The sequence below is a fragment of the Butyrivibrio hungatei DSM 14810 genome, assembly GCF_900143205.1.
GTDB lineage: Bacteria > Bacillota > Clostridia > Lachnospirales > Lachnospiraceae > Butyrivibrio > Butyrivibrio hungatei.
This window is the reverse complement of sequence record NZ_FRDH01000006.1, coordinates 39302-56545: the sequence shown is the minus strand read 5'-3', so window position 1 is coordinate 56545 and position 17244 is coordinate 39302. Positions and strand designations below refer to the sequence as shown.

At 40.2% G+C, this 17244-nt stretch carries 20 protein-coding genes; 14 read left to right on the top strand and 6 right to left on the bottom strand.

The features are described 5' to 3' along the window. Positions 1-45: 45 nt before the first annotated feature. Positions 46-1098 (bottom strand): hypothetical protein, encoded by a 1053-nt coding sequence (locus BUA02_RS08060; protein ID WP_072702639.1) that lies wholly within the window; start codon positions 1096-1098, stop codon positions 46-48. A 251-nt stretch (positions 1099-1349) separates the two neighbouring features. Here BUA02_RS08060 and BUA02_RS08055 point away from each other — a divergent pair, with 251 nt between their 5' ends. The 4 genes from BUA02_RS08055 to BUA02_RS08040 all read left to right on the top strand — a co-directional run bounded on the left by BUA02_RS08055 (position 1350) and on the right by BUA02_RS08040 (position 4465). Next, the gene (locus tag BUA02_RS08055; RefSeq protein WP_072702636.1) at positions 1350-1661 is read left to right on the top strand and encodes a helix-turn-helix domain-containing protein; all 312 of its coding nucleotides are present in this window, start codon (positions 1350-1352) and stop codon (positions 1659-1661) included. 5 nt (positions 1662-1666) lie between these two features. Next, a complete protein-coding gene (locus tag BUA02_RS08050; RefSeq protein ID WP_072702633.1) occupies positions 1667-2914 on the top strand; it encodes a type II toxin-antitoxin system HipA family toxin in 1248 nt (415 codons plus the stop codon). Positions 2915-2946: 32 nt separating this feature from the next. Then, entirely contained in the window at positions 2947-3252 is a 306-nt protein-coding gene (locus BUA02_RS08045) for a helix-turn-helix domain-containing protein (RefSeq protein ID WP_072702630.1), read from the top strand. A gap of 103 nt (positions 3253-3355) precedes the next feature. Then, positions 3356-4465, top strand: coding sequence for an ATP-binding protein (locus BUA02_RS08040; RefSeq protein WP_072702627.1), 1110 nt, complete (start codon positions 3356-3358; stop codon positions 4463-4465). Between the two features lie 435 nt (positions 4466-4900). Here the strand turns inward: BUA02_RS08040 and BUA02_RS08035 are convergent, their stop codons facing one another. Further along, positions 4901-6169, bottom strand: a complete 1269-nt coding sequence (locus BUA02_RS08035; protein ID WP_072702624.1) for a hypothetical protein — start codon at positions 6167-6169, stop codon at positions 4901-4903. A 27-nt stretch (positions 6170-6196) separates the two neighbouring features. Continuing rightward, entirely contained in the window at positions 6197-6979 is a 783-nt protein-coding gene (locus BUA02_RS08030; protein ID WP_072702621.1) for a mechanosensitive ion channel family protein, read from the bottom strand. Between the two features lie 132 nt (positions 6980-7111). Here BUA02_RS08030 and BUA02_RS08025 point away from each other — a divergent pair, with 132 nt between their 5' ends. From BUA02_RS08025 to BUA02_RS15835, 4 genes are all read left to right on the top strand, one after another. Next, entirely contained in the window at positions 7112-8146 is a 1035-nt protein-coding gene (locus BUA02_RS08025; protein ID WP_072702619.1) for a 5'-3' exonuclease, read from the top strand. A gap of 57 nt (positions 8147-8203) precedes the next feature. Then, positions 8204-8947 carry a lysophospholipid acyltransferase family protein gene (locus BUA02_RS08020; RefSeq protein ID WP_072702616.1) on the top strand — a complete coding sequence of 248 codons (744 nt, stop codon included), beginning with the start codon at positions 8204-8206 and terminating at the stop codon, positions 8945-8947. 149 nt (positions 8948-9096) lie between these two features. Next, the gene (locus BUA02_RS08015) at positions 9097-9399 is read left to right on the top strand and encodes a hypothetical protein (protein WP_072702613.1); all 303 of its coding nucleotides are present in this window, start codon (positions 9097-9099) and stop codon (positions 9397-9399) included. A gap of 214 nt (positions 9400-9613) precedes the next feature. After that, the gene (locus BUA02_RS15835) at positions 9614-9763 is read left to right on the top strand and encodes a hypothetical protein (RefSeq protein ID WP_178297624.1); all 150 of its coding nucleotides are present in this window, start codon (positions 9614-9616) and stop codon (positions 9761-9763) included. Positions 9764-9780: 17 nt separating this feature from the next. Here the strand turns inward: BUA02_RS15835 and BUA02_RS15830 are convergent, their stop codons facing one another. Next, positions 9781-9939 carry a hypothetical protein gene (locus BUA02_RS15830; RefSeq protein ID WP_161487283.1) on the bottom strand — a complete coding sequence of 53 codons (159 nt, stop codon included), beginning with the start codon at positions 9937-9939 and terminating at the stop codon, positions 9781-9783. A gap of 163 nt (positions 9940-10102) precedes the next feature. Between BUA02_RS15830 and BUA02_RS08010 the strand changes: the two genes are divergently transcribed. Next, positions 10103-10297: a DUF6465 family protein gene (locus BUA02_RS08010; RefSeq protein ID WP_072702610.1), complete on the top strand. Its 195-nt coding sequence runs from the start codon at positions 10103-10105 to the stop codon at positions 10295-10297. A 161-nt stretch (positions 10298-10458) separates the two neighbouring features. On the opposite strand, the gene BUA02_RS08005 is transcribed toward BUA02_RS08010, so the two are convergent. Both BUA02_RS08005 and BUA02_RS08000 read right to left on the bottom strand, forming a co-directional pair. Continuing rightward, complete coding sequence (locus tag BUA02_RS08005) at positions 10459-11253, bottom strand: PDDEXK family nuclease (RefSeq protein WP_072702607.1); 795 nt, start codon at positions 11251-11253, stop codon at positions 10459-10461. 183 nt (positions 11254-11436) lie between these two features. After that, positions 11437-11622, bottom strand: a complete 186-nt coding sequence (locus BUA02_RS08000) for a hypothetical protein (protein WP_071175207.1) — start codon at positions 11620-11622, stop codon at positions 11437-11439. Positions 11623-11717: 95 nt separating this feature from the next. Between BUA02_RS08000 and BUA02_RS07995 the strand changes: the two genes are divergently transcribed. From BUA02_RS07995 to BUA02_RS07975, 5 genes are read left to right on the top strand one after another with little or no spacing between them, the layout of a single operon-like run. After that, on the top strand, positions 11718-12950 hold the full coding sequence (locus BUA02_RS07995; protein ID WP_083572700.1) for a sensor histidine kinase: 1233 nt from the start codon (positions 11718-11720) through the stop codon (positions 12948-12950). Positions 12951-12983: 33 nt separating this feature from the next. After that, positions 12984-13487, top strand: a complete 504-nt coding sequence (locus BUA02_RS07990; RefSeq protein WP_072702600.1) for a hypothetical protein — start codon at positions 12984-12986, stop codon at positions 13485-13487. Further along, entirely contained in the window at positions 13450-14649 is a 1200-nt protein-coding gene (pseC, locus tag BUA02_RS07985) for a UDP-4-amino-4,6-dideoxy-N-acetyl-beta-L-altrosamine transaminase (protein WP_072702597.1), read from the top strand. Before BUA02_RS07990 ends, pseC begins: the two co-directional genes overlap by 38 nt. A 12-nt stretch (positions 14650-14661) precedes the next feature. After that, positions 14662-15831, top strand: a complete 1170-nt coding sequence (wecB, locus tag BUA02_RS07980) for a non-hydrolyzing UDP-N-acetylglucosamine 2-epimerase (protein ID WP_072702594.1) — start codon at positions 14662-14664, stop codon at positions 15829-15831. Beyond that, positions 15831-17213: a sugar transferase gene (locus tag BUA02_RS07975; RefSeq protein WP_072702592.1), complete on the top strand. Its 1383-nt coding sequence runs from the start codon at positions 15831-15833 to the stop codon at positions 17211-17213. Before wecB ends, BUA02_RS07975 begins: the two co-directional genes overlap by 1 nt. The last annotated feature ends 31 nt before the right edge of the window (positions 17214-17244 follow it).

Here is a 17244-nt window from a genome sequence, read left to right as displayed (position 1 = left end):
CTTTTCAAGGCTTTTTATCCACATTTTTCGGAGCAGAGAGCATTTTTACATGGCTGCCATATCTACCTGCTGAACAGTTCCAACACCGCCGCTTTCCCTGAGGAACATGCCGCTTGCGCGCAGCATTCCTGCAATGGCAAAAGAGCTGTTGTACTGCGTAAACTCAGTCTCAGCGCTTTCAAGATAGATCGCGCCTACGTCTGCTTCCGAAAGTGATAAGAGACGGTCCTTTCCGTCCTCATCGCGAAGCCAGACTCTGAGATGCTCGTAGACTTCGTCGTTTTCGTCGATCCAGCCATTTCCATCTTTGTCATACATAGCAAGATCTTTAAAGCCATTTCCACTCTTTGTGCCAAAGAGCTCCAAGCCGTTGTTTATCTTGCCATCACCATTCTTATCAAGTGCAAGGAAACCACTTCCTTCGCCAAGGTTAGAGATCTTTTCCTCCTGACCATCGCTGTCGAGGTCAAAATAGAAAGTCTGATCACTGATACTTGTCACATCGCTGCCCACATTGATAACAAGTGGATCGAGGTAGTGACCTTTGGTTGCAACGCTTATTCCAGCATATTCACATAAGCGTCTGGACATGGAAAACTGAACATTAAAGTCAATTGTCCTGCCGTCTTCAGTAAGGGCCATCCCCTGTCCTGAAAATGTGGTCTGTTCCTCCTCAATGTGTAATTGCTCGATTGTAGTGACACTTACATAAGAATTGTTTTCAAGCAGCCCTGATGCTTCTCCAAGAGTTTTTGTATAATACTTGCTTTTGTTGTCGCCGCCAAGAAGTTCAAGGAGCTGTAAGATTCTCGATAGGAGAGTGCTCCTTATCTCAGAGATCTGATCCTCCAGCGTAGATCCGATCTTACTGATCTGCTCGGTCTTTGATGGCTTTAGCGATGAATAGGACTGGCTGCTTACAGCCTCATCTTCACCGCTTGTTTTGGATAATTCCAGGCTATCCACTTTCTTTTCCTGGTCATTTAGACTTTCAAGAAAAGAGCCTTTGGTCACCAAACCAGTCTGTACCGTAACTGAGTTTTCCTCGTAGTACCTGTTGTTTGAGACCATGTTCACATTTGCCTGTGCAATTTTCATGGTACCTCCTTATGTCTTTGAAGGCCCAAAAAAAGGACCTTCATGCGAAGTAGAAACTCGTCCATGAAGACCCCACGCTTTCCATAGCTAGTAGATGTTGGCACGTCATCTAATTATATTATCGGAGAAAATGGGCGGTAGATTAACAAATGAGGGAAAGAAATTTAAATGTATAACGGCGAGATTAATGTCGATAAAAATTGACAAAGAACGGACTAATGTATAATATTATTTACATAAGGAGAATAAATATGGCAAAAAAATCAATAGTTCTTTTACCAGAAACAATAGATATTATGTCTCAAATGGGGATGCAAATAAAATACGCGAGGCTTAGACGTAAACTAACATCTGAACTTGTTGCTGAACGTGCAGGTATAAGTCGCGCAACTCTTTCTGCAATAGAGAAGGGAGCGCCATCAGTTGCATTGGGCTGTTATGCTGCAGTGCTACATGCGTTAAATTATATGGATAAAGATTTATTGCTTGTGGCCAAAGATGATGAATTTGGTCGCAAGTTGCAAGATTTGGATCTTACTGTAAAAAAACGTATTAGAAGGTAATAGAAATGAGTAGTGAAAAACAAGTTTTTGTATATGCTGATTTTGGAGCTTATAATTGTACCCCTGTTGGAAGAATATACATTTCTGAAATAAGGGGAAAAGAAATGTATGCCTTTGAATATGAGAAGGAATGGTTGTTAAAAGCAAATTATTATTTGGATCCTGACCTTCAACTGTTTGGAGGAAGGCAATATACACGAAACGATAAATCAATATTTGGGGTATTTGCAGATTCCTGTCCAGATAGATGGGGACGTTTGCTCATGAAACGTAGGGAAGAGATTAAGGCCAAGGCATCTAAAGAAAAACCTAGAAAACTACTGGAAAGTGACTATTTATTAGGCGTTTATGATGAATCAAGAATGGGCGGCCTACGTTTTAAAATTGATAAAGATGGAGATTTTGTATCTAATGATAAAGAATATGCCACTCCACCCATGACGTCTCTTAGAGAACTAGAGCATGCGTCACTTGCTTTTGAAAAAGAAGATGAAGCTCTTAATGAAAAATGGCTTAAACAACTTATCGCACCAGGCTCATCTCTTGGTGGTGCTAGACCAAAGGCTTCGGTTATGTCACCAGATGGTTCTTTATGGATAGCTAAGTTTCCATCTAGAAATGATGATACAGATGTTGGTGCATGGGAAATGGTTGTACATGAACTTGCAAAAATGTGCTACTTGAATGTTCCTGAAGCACAAATGCAGAAATTCTCAAAGTTGGGATCAACATACCTTGTGAAGCGTTTTGATAGACAAGGAAATCGCAGGGTGCATTTTTCTTCTGCAATGACTATGCTTGGGAAAAATGATGGTGATGATCATACTGAAGGCGGTAGTTATTTGGAAATAGTTTCATTTCTTAAAGCTAACGGTGCTTCTCCTCAAAATGACCTGTATGAACTTTGGAAAAGAATTGTTTTCAGTATGGCAGTATCAAACACAGATGACCACTTTAGAAACCATGGATTTATACTAACTGAGAACGGGTGGAGATTGTCACCTTTGTACGATGTTAATCCTGATATTTACGGAGATTGTCTGAAACTGAATGTTGATGATAATGATTCTGCGCTGGATTTTGAGCTAGCTTATAACTCGGCAGCATACTATGGATTAAAACCTAAGCAAGCGAAAGAAACTATAAATGAAATAAAAACAATAGTTGCTGATAACTGGATGAATATAGCGAAAAGATATGGAATAAGCAGAAGTGAGGTAGAAAGAATGAGTCCTGCTTTTTCTGCTAAATAGTTCAGTAATGCAAGTAATATATGGAGTGAAGAATGATTAGCCAAATAGATAGAAATAGAACTGGCGCTCGTATTAAGTACATTATGGATAACAAGGGCGTTACTGTAAAAGATGTAGCTGAATATTTTAATTTTGCTAGTGTCCAAAGTGTATATCATTGGATTGAAGGGAAAAGCTTACCAACATTAGATAATATCTATGCATTAAGTGAAATGTTGTCGGTTCCAGTTGATGAACTTTTAGTGGGAGATAGGTTGGTAAAGTATAATTTTTCTAAAAATGAATATATTAGTAGAATATCAAGTTATTACGAATATTTGATAAAGAATATCGCGTAGAAACAGTACTTTTGTTTTTTTGAATTACAAGTTCAATGACAATTATCCTCTTTACAAATAAGATATTTATCGGATTGAAGAACTATGAAGAGGAGAAAATGTTATGAAGATAATAAGTACTGGATCAAGATATGATATATATCCTGATGATTTAAAAAGCTATGATAAGTTACCTGCAGATTATTACGTTGTGCGATTTGCTGAGAGGCAAGGTTTTTTTCTTGAGAAATACACTGAATTTAGTATCACAGATGCTAAAATCTATGGAGTTCATTTAGAAAAAGTAGATAAGGTATTAGCGACTTTTAAGAAATTTAACAGGAATCTTGGGGTCATTCTGAGTGGCGATAAGGGAATAGGAAAGTCTCTATTTTCTAGGCTTCTTGGCAAGAAAAGTGTAGAAAATGGCACACCGGTGATAATTGTAGATTCGTATGTAGAGGGGATTGGCAGTTTTCTTGATGGAATAAATCAAGAAGTAATGGTGTTCTTTGATGAATTTGATAAAACATTTTCAGATTCTAGTGATGATGATGCTCAAACCAGCATGCTTTCATTGTTTGATGGCGTTGCTCAAGGAAAAAAATTATTTGTTATAACGTGTAATGAGATAAAGGGACTAAATGATTTTTTAGTAAATAGACCCGGACGTTTTCATTACCATTTTAGATTTGAGTATCCTAATGAGGATGATATAAGAGAGTACTTGACTGATACAATAAACAGAGATTATGTATCGGAAATAAACAATGTAGTAGATTTTTCAAAAAGAGTATCACTTAATTATGACTGCTTAAGAGCAATAGCATTTGAAATTAACACAGGATTAGGCTTTTCGGAAGCAATAAAAGATTTAAATATTGTAAACATTGATTCTGAAAAGTTTTGCATTAGTGTTGTTTTTGCAGACGGATCATGTATATTAAACAACAAAAAGTATATGGATTCATTTAGCAATGAAAATTTAAGTTGCCAACTCTATAATCTTAACGGGGATTATGCTGGTAGTATTAGTTTTATTCCTAAAAATATTAAATATAATTCCTATACTAGAGAGTTATATCTAGATAATGAAGATGTTGAATTCAGTTATTATGATTATGACTTAGAAGATGAAGAAAATGAAAAGAAGGAAAAAGAATTTAAGACTCGTGGAATAAAGAAAATAATGATTAGCAGAGTTAACGATGACAGATTGCATTATGTTGTTTGATTAGGCCTTGTTGCGTGCTGGTAAAATAGAAGCCAGCACGCTTTTTCATTTTTCTCTTGCAAAATTTTGAAAAGATGTTAAGATATATTACATAAGATGTTACATTCGCTGTGACACTTATAATAAAAGCAATTTGTAAGTTATACAAATCGCTAATCCCAATCCTTTTTGAATCTCATAAAAGCGAAATACGCCGGTGACTGCAACAGCCGGCGTATTTCATGCCTATAAGCGTGCGTGCCAGTAAAAAACAAAAAGCTGGTACGCTTTTTTATTATTCATGGATCATCTTTGGAAAAACGTGAATTATATTACAAAAGATATTACAAAAAACGCAATACATAGTAATAAAAACGCAATTATCAATTTCGTCAACCAGGGAAGAAAGGTCTGCGCCGGTGAGAGCAAATTGCACAATTGCCGGCGCATTTTGTATTATTCAATATCTGATTGCTGATTCAGATCAAGGTAGCCTGTGGAGAATCCAAGGGCTGGATCTTCTTTGCAAGAGAAATTAAGGCTGAGGCGTGTATCATTTTGTGAAAGATCACTGTAGTCAGAGTTAATGGGCGACAGATCATTTGATTTAAACCAATATCCGGTAGGAATCAGATCTTTTCGCAGCTTACTAGAATCCTCTTCTGCTCCGTCGATCAGGAGATTATCAGAGGAAACGGTGAGGTCCTTGTCTGACTTATTGATTATCGTAAGCACGTAGCCACAGTCATTTTCCCGGAGATTATAAGTCCTGTAAATATCAACCATATCATTTGAAAAAATCAGAACTGATCCTTCTTCAAGCTCTAATGGATAAGTGAAGTTGCTTGTAGTCTTTATCTTCACAGGATCCTTTAATTCATAGATCTTTTCGTAGTTCTTGGTTGTAGTAGCTCTAAGCTCGTTAAAGACAAGCTCACTAACTTTCTCGGAGCTGCCAAGGTACATCTGCTCATAAATCTTAACGGTCTTATTCTTTCTGAAATTATCGTAAAAGAGAATCAGGTTTTCACGGGACATTCCGCTATTTCCAGCGCAGTAAAGTGAAGCAGAAACGTCTTTTCCTGTATTATTCTCAACCTGGAACTCCATGACAATGCTTCCGTAGTAGCCGTCGTCACCAATTCGCTTAGGATTGGTATAGATGCCGGTTAAGGTGATCTTAAAGCCGTTGGAGTCACAAATGACACCGTCTCCCTCAATATCGTAGTCGGATCTGACATAACCAGGAAACTCTTTATCAATAGTCTCGTTACCTCTTGCTGAGGTCAAAGGATTTAATAGCAAGAAGATCAGAGCCACACCAAATATAAAGATGTTTATTCCAACAAGTGCAAATATTGTATTTCTAATACGTTTTAAGGTTTTTTTGGCTTCTTCCTGAGCCTTTTCTTCTCTTTGGGAGATGATCTCCCTGGTCTGTTCATCAATGAATTCACTTTTTACATTGAACTTGGAAGTCCATTCGATGTCCCTGTCAAAAGCGCCTCCGCACTGAGGACAAACCTTGTGTATTCTAGTGTCTACCTTGGCTCCGCAGTAATCACAGGAGATGATAGGATCGTCTATCTTTAAATTCCTGGCCTTTTCTTCAGCAGCTTTTTTGACCTCGTTTCTGCTGATGACATTGGCCTTGACCTTGCAGTAGTGGATGATCTCGATGATGAGATATATCAGCAAAGCTAAAAATAATAAAACAAAAAACATGATTTAAAACTCTTTCCTATATAAAAATTACTTGTCACCGTGAAGTACAACCAGTCTGTTGTAAGGGATCTCAATGCCTTCTGCAGCGAATCTTTCCATAAGCGTTACAAGTACGTCTGAACAGGACTTAGGGTTGTCCTTGAAATCCCTGGTTTCTACCAGGGCCCTAAGTGTGATGCCGCTATCACCGCAGTTTTTGCATAGAACTGTAGGCCTTGGACCGTGGTGCAGCGGATGCTCGTAGATGACGTCAGCCATGATATTCATGGCCTTTTCCATGTCGGTTCCGTAGGCTACAGATATTTCTACAGGAAAAGAAAAGCTCTTTTCCTGGGTGTAATTGACGATGGTTGCAGAACCTACGATGGAGTTAGGAATGTAGATGATCTCGTTCTGGTAGGTCTTGATGACCGTGTGCCTTAAGGTGATGTCCTCAACGTAGCCCGGGTCATGGTCGTCGATCTTGACTCTGTCGCCGATATCAAATGCTCTTGAATGTGTTGCAGAAAGTGAGATTCCGGCAAAGACATTGGCAAGTGTTGACTGGGCAGCAAGACCGAGAACAACAGCGGCGATTCCGGATGAAGCAACGGCTGTCTCCCAAGTCTTAGAAAAAGCAGGGATTCCGGAGAGGGCTGTAAGTGCTGCGGCAAGCCAGATAACGGCAATTATGATGCCTTTGAGGAAGATCAAGAATAACTTTCCTCTAAGGAATTTTTTGCTCAAAAATTTATTAATAAGAAGATTTAAAATATACGCAACCAGAAATGGAAGAACGTATTTCAAAAATATGGATAAGGCGTCATTCATAGGTGTTTGCTCCTTATTATGGGTTTTTCATAGTTCTTTTCAATATAACATATTATCATAAGAAGACAATCATAATATATATATCTTACGAGAATGTATAGTGTATAATGAGAAGAAAAAAGTGAGGATAATATGTCAAACGAGAAGTTTATTTTAATAGATGGAAGCTCAATGCTGGTTACAAACTATTACGGCAACCTTCCCAAAGCTCTTTTATTTGAAAAAGACCCTGAGAAAAAGAAAGCTCTTTATTCTCAGATCATGCATAACGATAAAGGTCAGTACACAAACGCTATGTACGGCATGATGCGTACTATCATGAAGATCCTTAATGAGCAGAAGCCTACACACATGATGTTTGCTTTTGATATGACGAGGGATACCTTCAGACGTGAGAAGTATCCTGACTACAAGGGTAACCGCGGCGACACTCCAGAGCCTCTAAAGGAACAGTTTGAGAACATGGAGAAGATGCTGGAAGACATGGGCTTCCAGGTTATGTACGACATGAAGTTCGAGGCGGACGACATCGTAGGTAGCGTTGTTTCTAAGTTTGAAAAAGAAATCCCATCCTACATTATCACTAAGGATCACGATTATCTGCAGCTTGTAAGCGACTATACAAGAGTGTGGCTGATCCAGACCAAGGCTGAGACAGCTGAGGAGCTTCAGAACAAGTATGGCGCTGAGTTTGGATGGAACAGCAAGATGGCGCCTCTTCCTGACAAGGCTTTTGAAGTGACACCACCATTATGCCTTGCTGAGTATGGCGTTAGACCTGAGCAGATTCCTGATCTTAAGGGAATCCAGGGTGATTCAAGTGATAACATTCCTGGAGTTAAGGGAGTTAGTAGTGCTGCGATGCCTCTTTTAGCTAGATATGGCACAGTTGAGGGAATCTACGAAGCTATCGATGAGTGCGCAGACGACAAGGCTTTGAAGGCACTTGGTACTTATTGGAAAGAGGAACTTGGCATTTCAAGGAGCCCAATGAAGGCTCTTAACGAATATAGAGATATAGCTCTTTTGTCAAAAGAGCTTGCGCAGATCCGTAGGGACTATCCATTTGAGAAGAGTCTTGAGGACTTCAAGTTTGAACTTGATAAAGACAAGGCAGCAGCGCAATTTGAGAAGTATGGGTTCAAGTCACTTCTTGAAAAACTGTGAAAAAATATGGTAAAATACGGCATTGGTAAAAATTTGAGGAGACAGAAATAAATATAGATGCGTAATTTTTATCACACTATTTTGATAAATCTTCATAGAATTATTTACTACGTTGTTAAGACCAGAATTTGGATGAAGCATCCTGAGAGGCACTCCGAAGAGGAGCGCTACGGCATGGCCAATGAGATGATCTATTACATGAACAAGTCATCAGGCTATGAGACAGAGGCCTTCGGTACTGAGAATCTTCCGGCTGAGGGCGGTTACATGCTCTATCCTAATCATCAGGGCAAGTATGATGTTCCTGGTATTTTTGCTACTCACAAGAAGCCATGCTCTTTTGTTATGGATGAGAAGAGATCTCATCTTGTTTTGGTTTCAGAAGTTATGTGGATGGTAGATGGCAAGCGTCTTGAACTTGATAATCCAAGGCAGACAATTACTGTATTCAGAGAGATGGCTGAGGAACTCAAGGCAGGCAGGAAGTTCATCCTTTTCCCAGAGGGTGGATACAAGGAAAATAACGGCAACGTTGTGGAACCCTTCAAGGCTGGCAGTTTCAAGCTTGCACAGATGGCCAAGGTGCCTATCGTTCCTGTTGCGCTAGTTGATTCCTACAAGGTTTTCAACAGCGATCATGTTGGACCGGTGAAGACCTACGTGTATTACCTTGAGCCTATTCCTTATGAGGAGTACAAGGGACTTAAGAGCAAAGAGATTGCGCAGATGGTTGAGGACAGGATCAAGGCCAAGATCGCAGAGCACCTGGCAAGCAGGAAGGCAGAAGAGGTACTTGTGTAAGACGGAAGTACATGGCTGGCCGAGAGAGTGATGGCTGGTCGAGAGTACGTGGCTGGCCGAGAATACGTGGCTGGTCGGGGATTTTTACCTGCAAGATGGAGATTTTGCCTGATGCAGGTAATAAAACAAGTTAATTTGATCCTTGGCTGGTGAAAACATTACCTGCACGAGACGATTTCTCGGCGATGCAGGTAATAAAACAAGTTAAAAAGGGAACTAGGCTGGCGAAAGTGTTACCTGCACGAGATGATTTCTCGGCAATGCAGGTAATAAAACAAGTTAAAAAGGGAACTAGGCTGGCGAAAGTGTTACCTGCACGAGACGATTTCTCGGCGATGCAGGTAATAAAACAAGTTAAAAAGGGAACTTGGCTGGCGAAAGTGTTACCTGCACGAGATGATTTCTCGGCGATGCAGGTAATAAAACAAGTTAATTTGATCCTTGGCTGGTGAAAGTGTTACCTGCACGAGATGATTTCTCGGCAATGCAGGTAATAAAATAAGTTAAAAAGGGAACTAGGCTGGCGAAAGTGTTACCTGCACGAGATGATTTCTCGGCGATGCAGGTAATAAAACAAGTTAAAAAGGAAACTAGGCTGGCGAAAGTGTTACCTGCACGAGACGATTTCTCGGCGATGCAGGTAATAAAACAAGTTTATGAGGGACCATGGCTAACCAAAATGTTACCTGCATGACAAATATTTTTGTTCATGCAGGTATTTCTTTTCTCAAGAAAAATGCAACACATACTGCATCCAATAAAAAGCGTCGTACATATATGATGCACGACGCCTTTACTATCTTATTTAGTTTTTAATCTAACATCTCAAAGATTTATTTCCACTTTTTTAGTCCTTCATATGCGTAGCTTGAAAGATCAATGCCACAATCGACACTGCTAAGTGTCTGAAGACTTGGTTTAAATGTTCCAATGGAAATAACTATTGGATTCAGATCTTTTATAGGGGGAGTTCCATTTTTCTTATTTGCCATAGTGGTTACCTCCTTGTAGGTACATTATAAGCAAGTCTCTAATAAAATATGCTAAAAAAACTATAAAGTTAACTGATTTTTGAAATAAAGATTCACTTTTTTTGATTAAGAGTAGTATAATAAATCCAACGATAATTTTTTACTGATGGGGAGGACATGCGAGATGGCAACTAAAGTAGCAACTAAGATTGAACTTCAGTTAGGTGACAAGGCTTTAAGCGATGATGAACTTGTAACTCGTGCTAAGAAGGCATATGGTAAAAAAGATATCAAGACTCTCAATATCTATGTAAAGCCTGAAGAGTACAAGGTTTATTATGTAGTAAACGGCGAGATCACAGGAAGCTACGATCTTTGATCTGAAAATTGATCAGATCTGATACGCTAACTGGTGTAAGATCAAAAACAAAAGACTATCAAAATCTATCGAAAAAGAAGCTAGTGCACGTAAGCATCCAGCTTCTTTTTTTATCATATTCATTCCCATCATTACATTTCATGTTTTAATGCAGGTAAAGTTTAATATTTCAGTAGCAATTCTTGAAAGGTTTTTTCATACACCGACACATCAAATGGGTGGTCATCATCTTCAAATGTGAAGATGATGTCTTTGCCTAGCACAAGGCCTGCGCTGGAATACTTTTTTAATTTGTAAAAAAAGCTATCGCGATAGTTTTCTTTGTGCATACGTCCACAGTGTTCGATGTAAACTTGTTTTCTTTTCTTGACATTCAAAGCCGTAAAGTCAGTTCTAAAAGACTGATTTTTTGTGTAATAAAAAGGCATTTCATATTTATATGGAATTCCGAGACGCAGCAAGGTGTCTGCGATGATAACTTCAGATTTGGAACGGACTAGTTCTCCGTTTGCGGTTTTGAAAATAAGACTTTCTGGATAATCAGTGTTTTGGTCATAAGGAGTATCAAGCCATCTTTTTACATACTCATCATCACTTAGCGTATATGGAGTGATCAGCTTCTGCCTGATTTCTGGCAAGCTCTTTTGAACAGATAATAAACTATTATAGTCATAGTCTTTTATCAAAGCATCAATCAGATCAAGCTTGGGGGCAATATTAAGTTTACATCTTTGCGCATAGCTCTTTTGCGCTAGTTTGCGAGCTGTGTCCAGGTCGGATTTCTTGATGTAAGTGCCAAACCTTTCAGAAGGATTTTTCCTGTAATATAATACAGGCTTCTTTTTGACGCCTCCAATGCGTAGTGTTCCTGGCGGCGCAGACTCAATGTCAATATCAATTTGTCTGAGAACGCGTTCAAGATGGGTGCGTTCAGCCCATAGTTCATCACTAAACATAGAACTTCTCTCTTTCACATTAAAAATTGTTTGAGAAATTGTGCGTTTGAATTCCAAGAGTTGGAACGCACGTGCTAAAAAATTAGCATGAAAACATCTAAGATTATATAAGAAAAATAGGGAATGTCAACTCAATGAAAAATCTTATTTTGAAATGCCATCAAACGTCATGCGTGAAACAGATTACGCAATATTGGCGCTAGCGATTGCGCAGACAAGCGCGATGATCACAACTATGAGCGCGAGGATACGCATCCACTTGTAGGTCTCTTTTTCCTCTTCGTTGTCCTTGTTAAGTTCACCAATTGTAAAAACGACCACTCCTACGATGAAGATGACAGCCGCATAAATAGCTAGAAGCTTACTCATGCTATCCTCCTTGTTTGATATTATTATACACTAGAGCGCAGAAATCTTGTATACTTTTATTGTGAGGAAACAGGCTTGTTACGGGGGTAGATCAAATGAACCGCTTTAAACCTACTTATTCTTTGAGGCAACTTATTGAATTTGAAAAAGATAAAGCAATCATGAAGCAAAAGGCAAGGGCTACGCTGATTCTTTTGATAGGCTTTGTCGTGTATAGTATTGTCGCTTCAATTCCCGGTTTTTGGATTGATTATAAACATGGTATTGTGACCAATATCAGTATCGCAATTCTATTTATTTTTTTATCAATTATTCTCAAATACACGCATAATCACATAATGGTGACGATTATTGGAACCTACATGTTCATGTTGATCCTGTTTTTTCATTTGCTGATGGAGACTGACTGGAGCATTGGCATGGACGCTTTCTGGCTTTTCGTGCTCATCACGCCGTTTATCACAAATTATCTTGCGGGAGTTTTTTACGGAAGTATCAGTGCGCTTAGTGGCTTGATCCTCAGCATTGTGCTGTTCTACACTCCGCTCCAATACTGCCTTCAGCCCTATGGTGAGAACATGATGCAGTGGTTTGCGATCATCTACATAGTAGGAATGATGTCGGCAGCTGTTATCGAATATGAGCTTACTTCGTTTCAGATAGCCAAGGCGGAGACTGATGCCAAGCTTGCATATTACCAGACAGTCCGCGCTAACAGGCTCAAAGAGCAGCTCCAGATCTACGATACAAACGAGAAGGTCATCCGCAAGTACAAGCATGACATCAGGCATTTCAACCGCGTGCTTGCTGGATTTATCAATGAAAAGAAATATGACGAAGCTTCAGCTTATTTAAAAGAGTTCGATTCTATGCTTGAAGACGTGACCGCTGTCTCTTTTTGCGACAATCAGATCGTTAATGAGCTACTTACAATCTACACTTCCAGATGTCAAAAGATGGGATTCAAGCTCCGGGTCAAGGTTTCCGTGCCTGAACACTTTCCGATGGAAGAGATGGATCTCACAAGTCTTGTGGCCAACGCCCTTGAGAATGCTGTCGAGGCCCAGGAACGCATAACTGACAAGGAAAAGAGAAGTATTCAATTTGAACTGACTTACGATGGTCGTAAACTAAAACTTCTTACCAAGAACCCATGCGTTATCGCAACTCGATTTACTAAAAATGGTCTTCCTATCAGTACTCGTGAGGTGCAGAGTGGCATTGGAACTTCACAGATCAAGTCAATTGCTGAAAAATATAGTGGCGTAGCTAGCTTTATCCAGAATGAGGATAGCTTCACGGTGAAGGCTGTCATGACATGCATGTAAATATGAAAAATTGTGTCCCCGCGAGGCTATGGCTTGCGGGGATTTGCATTAGTGGCGGCTGGCGGAGATGTGTTACCTGCAAGAAGGCAAATTAAAGCGATGCAGGTAAAAAAACAAGCTAAAAGAGGGGTATGGCTGGCGAAGGAGTTACCTGCACGAGAAAGATTTGGAGGAATGCAGGTAATAAAACAAGCTAAAAGGGGGTTATGGCGAGAGGAAGTGTTACCTGCACGAGAAAGATTTGGAGGAATGCAGGTAATAAAACAAGCTAAAAGAGGGTTATGGCGAAAGAAAGTGTTACCTGCACGAGAAGGATTTGGAGGAATGCAGGTAATAAAACAAGTTAAAAAGGATGTATGGCGAGAGAAAACGTTACCTGAAATCAGTGAACATAACCGGATGCAGGTAAATATGTTCGCACTTCAAGGATATACATACACGCAATTAGAATTATGGTATAATACTAAAGAATTTTTATATTTAGAAAGAAGGAAACAATATGGAGAAGCTTGCAATTCACGGTGGAACTCCGGTTAGAAAAGAGAAAATATATTATGGACGTCAGTGGATCGGTGATGATGATGTTCAGGCAGTAGCTTCAGTGCTTAAGGGAGACCTTATTACTTGTGGTCCATCAGTTGAGGCACTTGAGAAAAAGCTTTGCGAAGTAACAGGGGCTAAATATGCAGTAGCTGTATGTAACGGAACAGCTGCGCTTCACTGTGCATGCATCGCTGCAGGACTTGGAGAAGGAGATGAAGTTATCACAACTCCTCTTACATTTGCTGCATCTGCTAACTGCGCTGTATACGTAGGAGCAACACCAGTATTTGCAGACGTTAATCCTAAGACATATAACATTGATCCAGCCAGCATCGAGGCACACATCACACCAAAGACAAAGGCTATCGTAGCAGTAGATTTTACAGGTCAGGCTGTAGAGCATGATAGAATCAGAGAGATCTGCGACAAGCACGACCTCAAGCTCATCATTGATGCAGCACATGCTATCGGCACCAAGTATAAGGGCAAGCCAGAAGGTTCAATTGGAGATATGACTTGCTTTAGCTTCCACCCAGTTAAGACTGTAACTGCAGGTGAGGGCGGTGCTATCACAACAAATGATCCAGATTTATATAGACGACTTAGACTTGCTTCACAGCACGGAATCGTACGTCATCCAGAAGAGTTTGTTGAAAAGAACCCTGAAGGAATCTGGTACTACGAGATGCAGGAGCTTGGATACAACTATCGTATGACTGACTTCCAGGCAGCACTTCTCATCAGCCAGCTCAACAAGCTCGACATGTTCTCTAAGAGAAGAAAAGAAATTGTCAATGCATATAATGAAGCCTTCAAGGATATGCCAGAGATCATCGTGCAGGAAGAAATTCCAGAGTCAGATACAACGAGACATCTCTATATTATCAGACTCAACTTGGACAAGCTTAGCTGCACAAGAGCAGAGTTCTTCCAGGCTATGAGCGCAGAGAATATCCAGCCTCAGGTACATTATGTTCCTGTATACTGGTTCCCATTCTATGAAAAGATGGGCTACAAGCGTGGACTTTGCCCTGTTGCGGAGGATATCTACAAAGGAATCATGAGCATTCCTCTTTATCCAATGATGAATGATCAGGATGTAGCAGATACTATCGCAGCAGTCAAAAAGATCGCAGCATATTATCACAAAGATTGAACGAGGTACACCATGCCTGAATTTAAGGGATTCAAAAACAACGGAAAACTTAAGCTTCTTATTATAGTAGGAACACGTCCTGAGATAATAAGACTTTCAGCAGTTATCAAAAAGTGCAGAAAATATTTTGATGTAGTACTGGCACATACAGGTCAGAACTATGATTACAACTTAAATGGCGTATTTTTCAAGGATCTTGAACTTGATGAGCCGGAAGTATACATGGATGCTGTTGGAGCAGACCTTGGAGAGACCATGGGCAACATCATCGACAAGAGTTACAAGCTCATGGCAACAATTAAACCAGACGCAGTGCTGGTTCTCGGCGATACCAACAGCTGCCTTTCAGTAATAGGTGCTAAGCGCCTTCATATTCCTATTTTCCACATGGAAGCAGGTAACAGATGCAAAGACGAGTGCCTTCCTGAGGAGACCAACCGCAGGATCGTAGATATTATTTCTGATGTAAACATGGCATATTCAGAGCATGCCAGAAGATATCTTGCAGATTGCGGACTTCCAAAGGAAAGAACTTTCGTAACAGGTTCACCAATGGCAGAAGTTTTGGATGCCAATTACGACAAGATCAAAGCAAGCGATGTTCACAAAAAGCTCGGCATCGAGCCTCACAAATACATTCTTCTTTCTGCTCACAGAGAGGAGAATATCGATACTGAAAAGAACTTCACATCTCTTTTCACAGCTATTAACAAAATGGCTGAAAAGTATGACATGCCGATCCTATATTCATGTCACCCACGTAGCAAAAAGAGAATTGAAGAGTCAGGTTTCAAGCTTGATAAAAGAGTTATTCAGCATGAGCCACTTGGATTTCATGATTACAACTGCCTGCAGATGAACGCATTTGCGGTAGTTTCAGATTCAGGAACACTTCCAGAGGAGAGTAGCTTCTTCCTCAGCAAGGGCAATCCATTCCCTGCAGTGTGCATCAGAACCAGCACAGAGAGGCCTGAAGCCATGGATAAGGGCAACTTTATCCTTGCTGGAATCACTGAGGAGAGCCTATTACAGGCCGTAGATACTGCAGTTGAGATGAACAAAAATGCAGATCTCGGAATCCCAGTTCCTGACTACGTTGACACAAATGTTTCAGATAAGGTTGTCAAGATAATCCAGAGTTTTACTGGAGTTGTAGATAAAATGGTTTGGAGAAAGTATTGATGGAGCATGTCAAAATACAAAACAGATATGTATATAGATGGCTCTGCAAAATGGCACTGGTGCTGATCGCGACAGCTATGTTCTTCTGGGTTTGGCACGAGTTCGTTGAGGACAACAACCAGACAGGTAACCTCCTTGGAACAGGTAACCTTTTGATGGCAGCAGGCATCTACTTTGTGCTGTATTACATCATTGGAAATGCCCTCAAAGCCTTTAGAATCGGCGTTGACAGAAAAGCAAATCTCCTGGCATCGCAGGTTATGGCTATTTTCTGCGTTGACGGAATCGAGACCTTCATCTCCTGTGCTATCACCGGACAGTTCAGATTCTTCCCAAACTTCTTGTGGAGATATGTGCTGCTGGCACTGGTTCAGAGCGTTGTCATATGTCTTTTGATACTGCCACTTGTAGACCTGTATAGATCAATGTTCAAGCCTCAGCAGGTGCTTGAGATCTACGATGAAGCCGACGATGAGAAGCTTCACTTCATGAACGCAAGACCTGACAAGTACCACATCGCAGATGTTATCAGCATTCACGAAGGCCTCGACAAGATCTTTGACAAGCTCGATGACTACGAAGCTGTGCTCATCAACGATATTCCTTCTGAAAAGAAAAATGACATCCTGAAGGAATGTTTTTACAGAGGTAAAAGAGTCTACTTCACACCGAAGATTTCTGATATAATCGGTAAGAATTCCGAGGACATAAATCTTTTTGACACACCTCTTTATCTGTGCAGAAACTCAGGGCTGACAGCGTCTCAGATAATTGTTAAAAGAATCTGTGACATAGTTTTTTCTTTGATTGGCCTGGTATTAACAAGTCCAATACTCCTTGTTGTGGCTATTGCCATCAAGCTTGAGGACCACGGACCTGTCTTTTTCAAGCAGAAAAGAACTACAATCGGCGGAGCTGAGTTTGATATCCTGAAGTTTAGATCCATGATCGTGGATGCAGAAAAAGACGGAAAGCCTCATCCAGCTGGCGAAGCAGACGATAGGATCACCAAGGTAGGCCATGTGATCAGACCTACGAGAATTGATGAACTTCCACAGCTCATAAACATCTTAAAGGGCGATATGTCCATTGTTGGTCCTAGACCTGAGCGAATCGAACATGTCAAAAAATACACCGAAGAAATTCCGGAGTTTGTGTACAGACTTAAAGTAAAAGGCGGTCTTACAGGACCTGCGCAGGTTTTTGGAAAGTACAACACAAGCCCATTAAATAAATTGAAGATGGATCTCTTTTACATTACAAATTACTCACTGCTCCTAGATCTCCAGATCCTGTTCGAGACAGTGAAGATCCTGGCCCAGAAAGAGAGCACTGAAGGGTTCTCCGAGAAGAGGCAGGAAGAGATGCATGATTCTAAGTGACATATGAAGAGATGCATTGGTAAATAGACCT

Bases quoted from the DNA above. Each gene is read 5' to 3' on its own strand.
- BUA02_RS08060 (WP_072702639.1), bottom strand. From the start codon at position 1,098: ATGAAAATTGCACAGGCAAATGTGAACATGGTCTCAAACAACAGGTAC.
- BUA02_RS08055 (WP_072702636.1), top strand. From the start codon at position 1,350: ATGGCAAAAAAATCAATAGTTCTTTTACCAGAAACAATAGATATTATG.
- BUA02_RS08050 (WP_072702633.1), top strand. From the start codon at position 1,667: ATGAGTAGTGAAAAACAAGTTTTTGTATATGCTGATTTTGGAGCTTAT.
- BUA02_RS08045 (WP_072702630.1), top strand. From the start codon at position 2,947: ATGATTAGCCAAATAGATAGAAATAGAACTGGCGCTCGTATTAAGTAC.
- BUA02_RS08040 (WP_072702627.1), top strand. From the start codon at position 3,356: ATGAAGATAATAAGTACTGGATCAAGATATGATATATATCCTGATGAT.
- BUA02_RS08035 (WP_072702624.1), bottom strand. From the start codon at position 6,169: ATGTTTTTTGTTTTATTATTTTTAGCTTTGCTGATATATCTCATCATC.
- BUA02_RS08030 (WP_072702621.1), bottom strand. From the start codon at position 6,979: ATGAATGACGCCTTATCCATATTTTTGAAATACGTTCTTCCATTTCTG.
- BUA02_RS08025 (WP_072702619.1), top strand. From the start codon at position 7,112: ATGTCAAACGAGAAGTTTATTTTAATAGATGGAAGCTCAATGCTGGTT.
- BUA02_RS08020 (WP_072702616.1), top strand. From the start codon at position 8,204: ATGCGTAATTTTTATCACACTATTTTGATAAATCTTCATAGAATTATT.
- BUA02_RS15835 (WP_178297624.1), top strand. From the start codon at position 9,614: ATGGCTAACCAAAATGTTACCTGCATGACAAATATTTTTGTTCATGCA.
- BUA02_RS15830 (WP_161487283.1), bottom strand. From the start codon at position 9,939: ATGGCAAATAAGAAAAATGGAACTCCCCCTATAAAAGATCTGAATCCA.
- BUA02_RS08010 (WP_072702610.1), top strand. From the start codon at position 10,103: ATGGCAACTAAAGTAGCAACTAAGATTGAACTTCAGTTAGGTGACAAG.
- BUA02_RS08005 (WP_072702607.1), bottom strand. From the start codon at position 11,253: ATGTTTAGTGATGAACTATGGGCTGAACGCACCCATCTTGAACGCGTT.
- BUA02_RS08000 (WP_071175207.1), bottom strand. From the start codon at position 11,622: ATGAGTAAGCTTCTAGCTATTTATGCGGCTGTCATCTTCATCGTAGGA.
- BUA02_RS07995 (WP_083572700.1), top strand. From the start codon at position 11,718: ATGAACCGCTTTAAACCTACTTATTCTTTGAGGCAACTTATTGAATTT.
- pseC (WP_072702597.1), top strand. From the start codon at position 13,450: ATGGAGAAGCTTGCAATTCACGGTGGAACTCCGGTTAGAAAAGAGAAA.
- wecB (WP_072702594.1), top strand. From the start codon at position 14,662: ATGCCTGAATTTAAGGGATTCAAAAACAACGGAAAACTTAAGCTTCTT.
- BUA02_RS07975 (WP_072702592.1), top strand. From the start codon at position 15,831: ATGGAGCATGTCAAAATACAAAACAGATATGTATATAGATGGCTCTGC.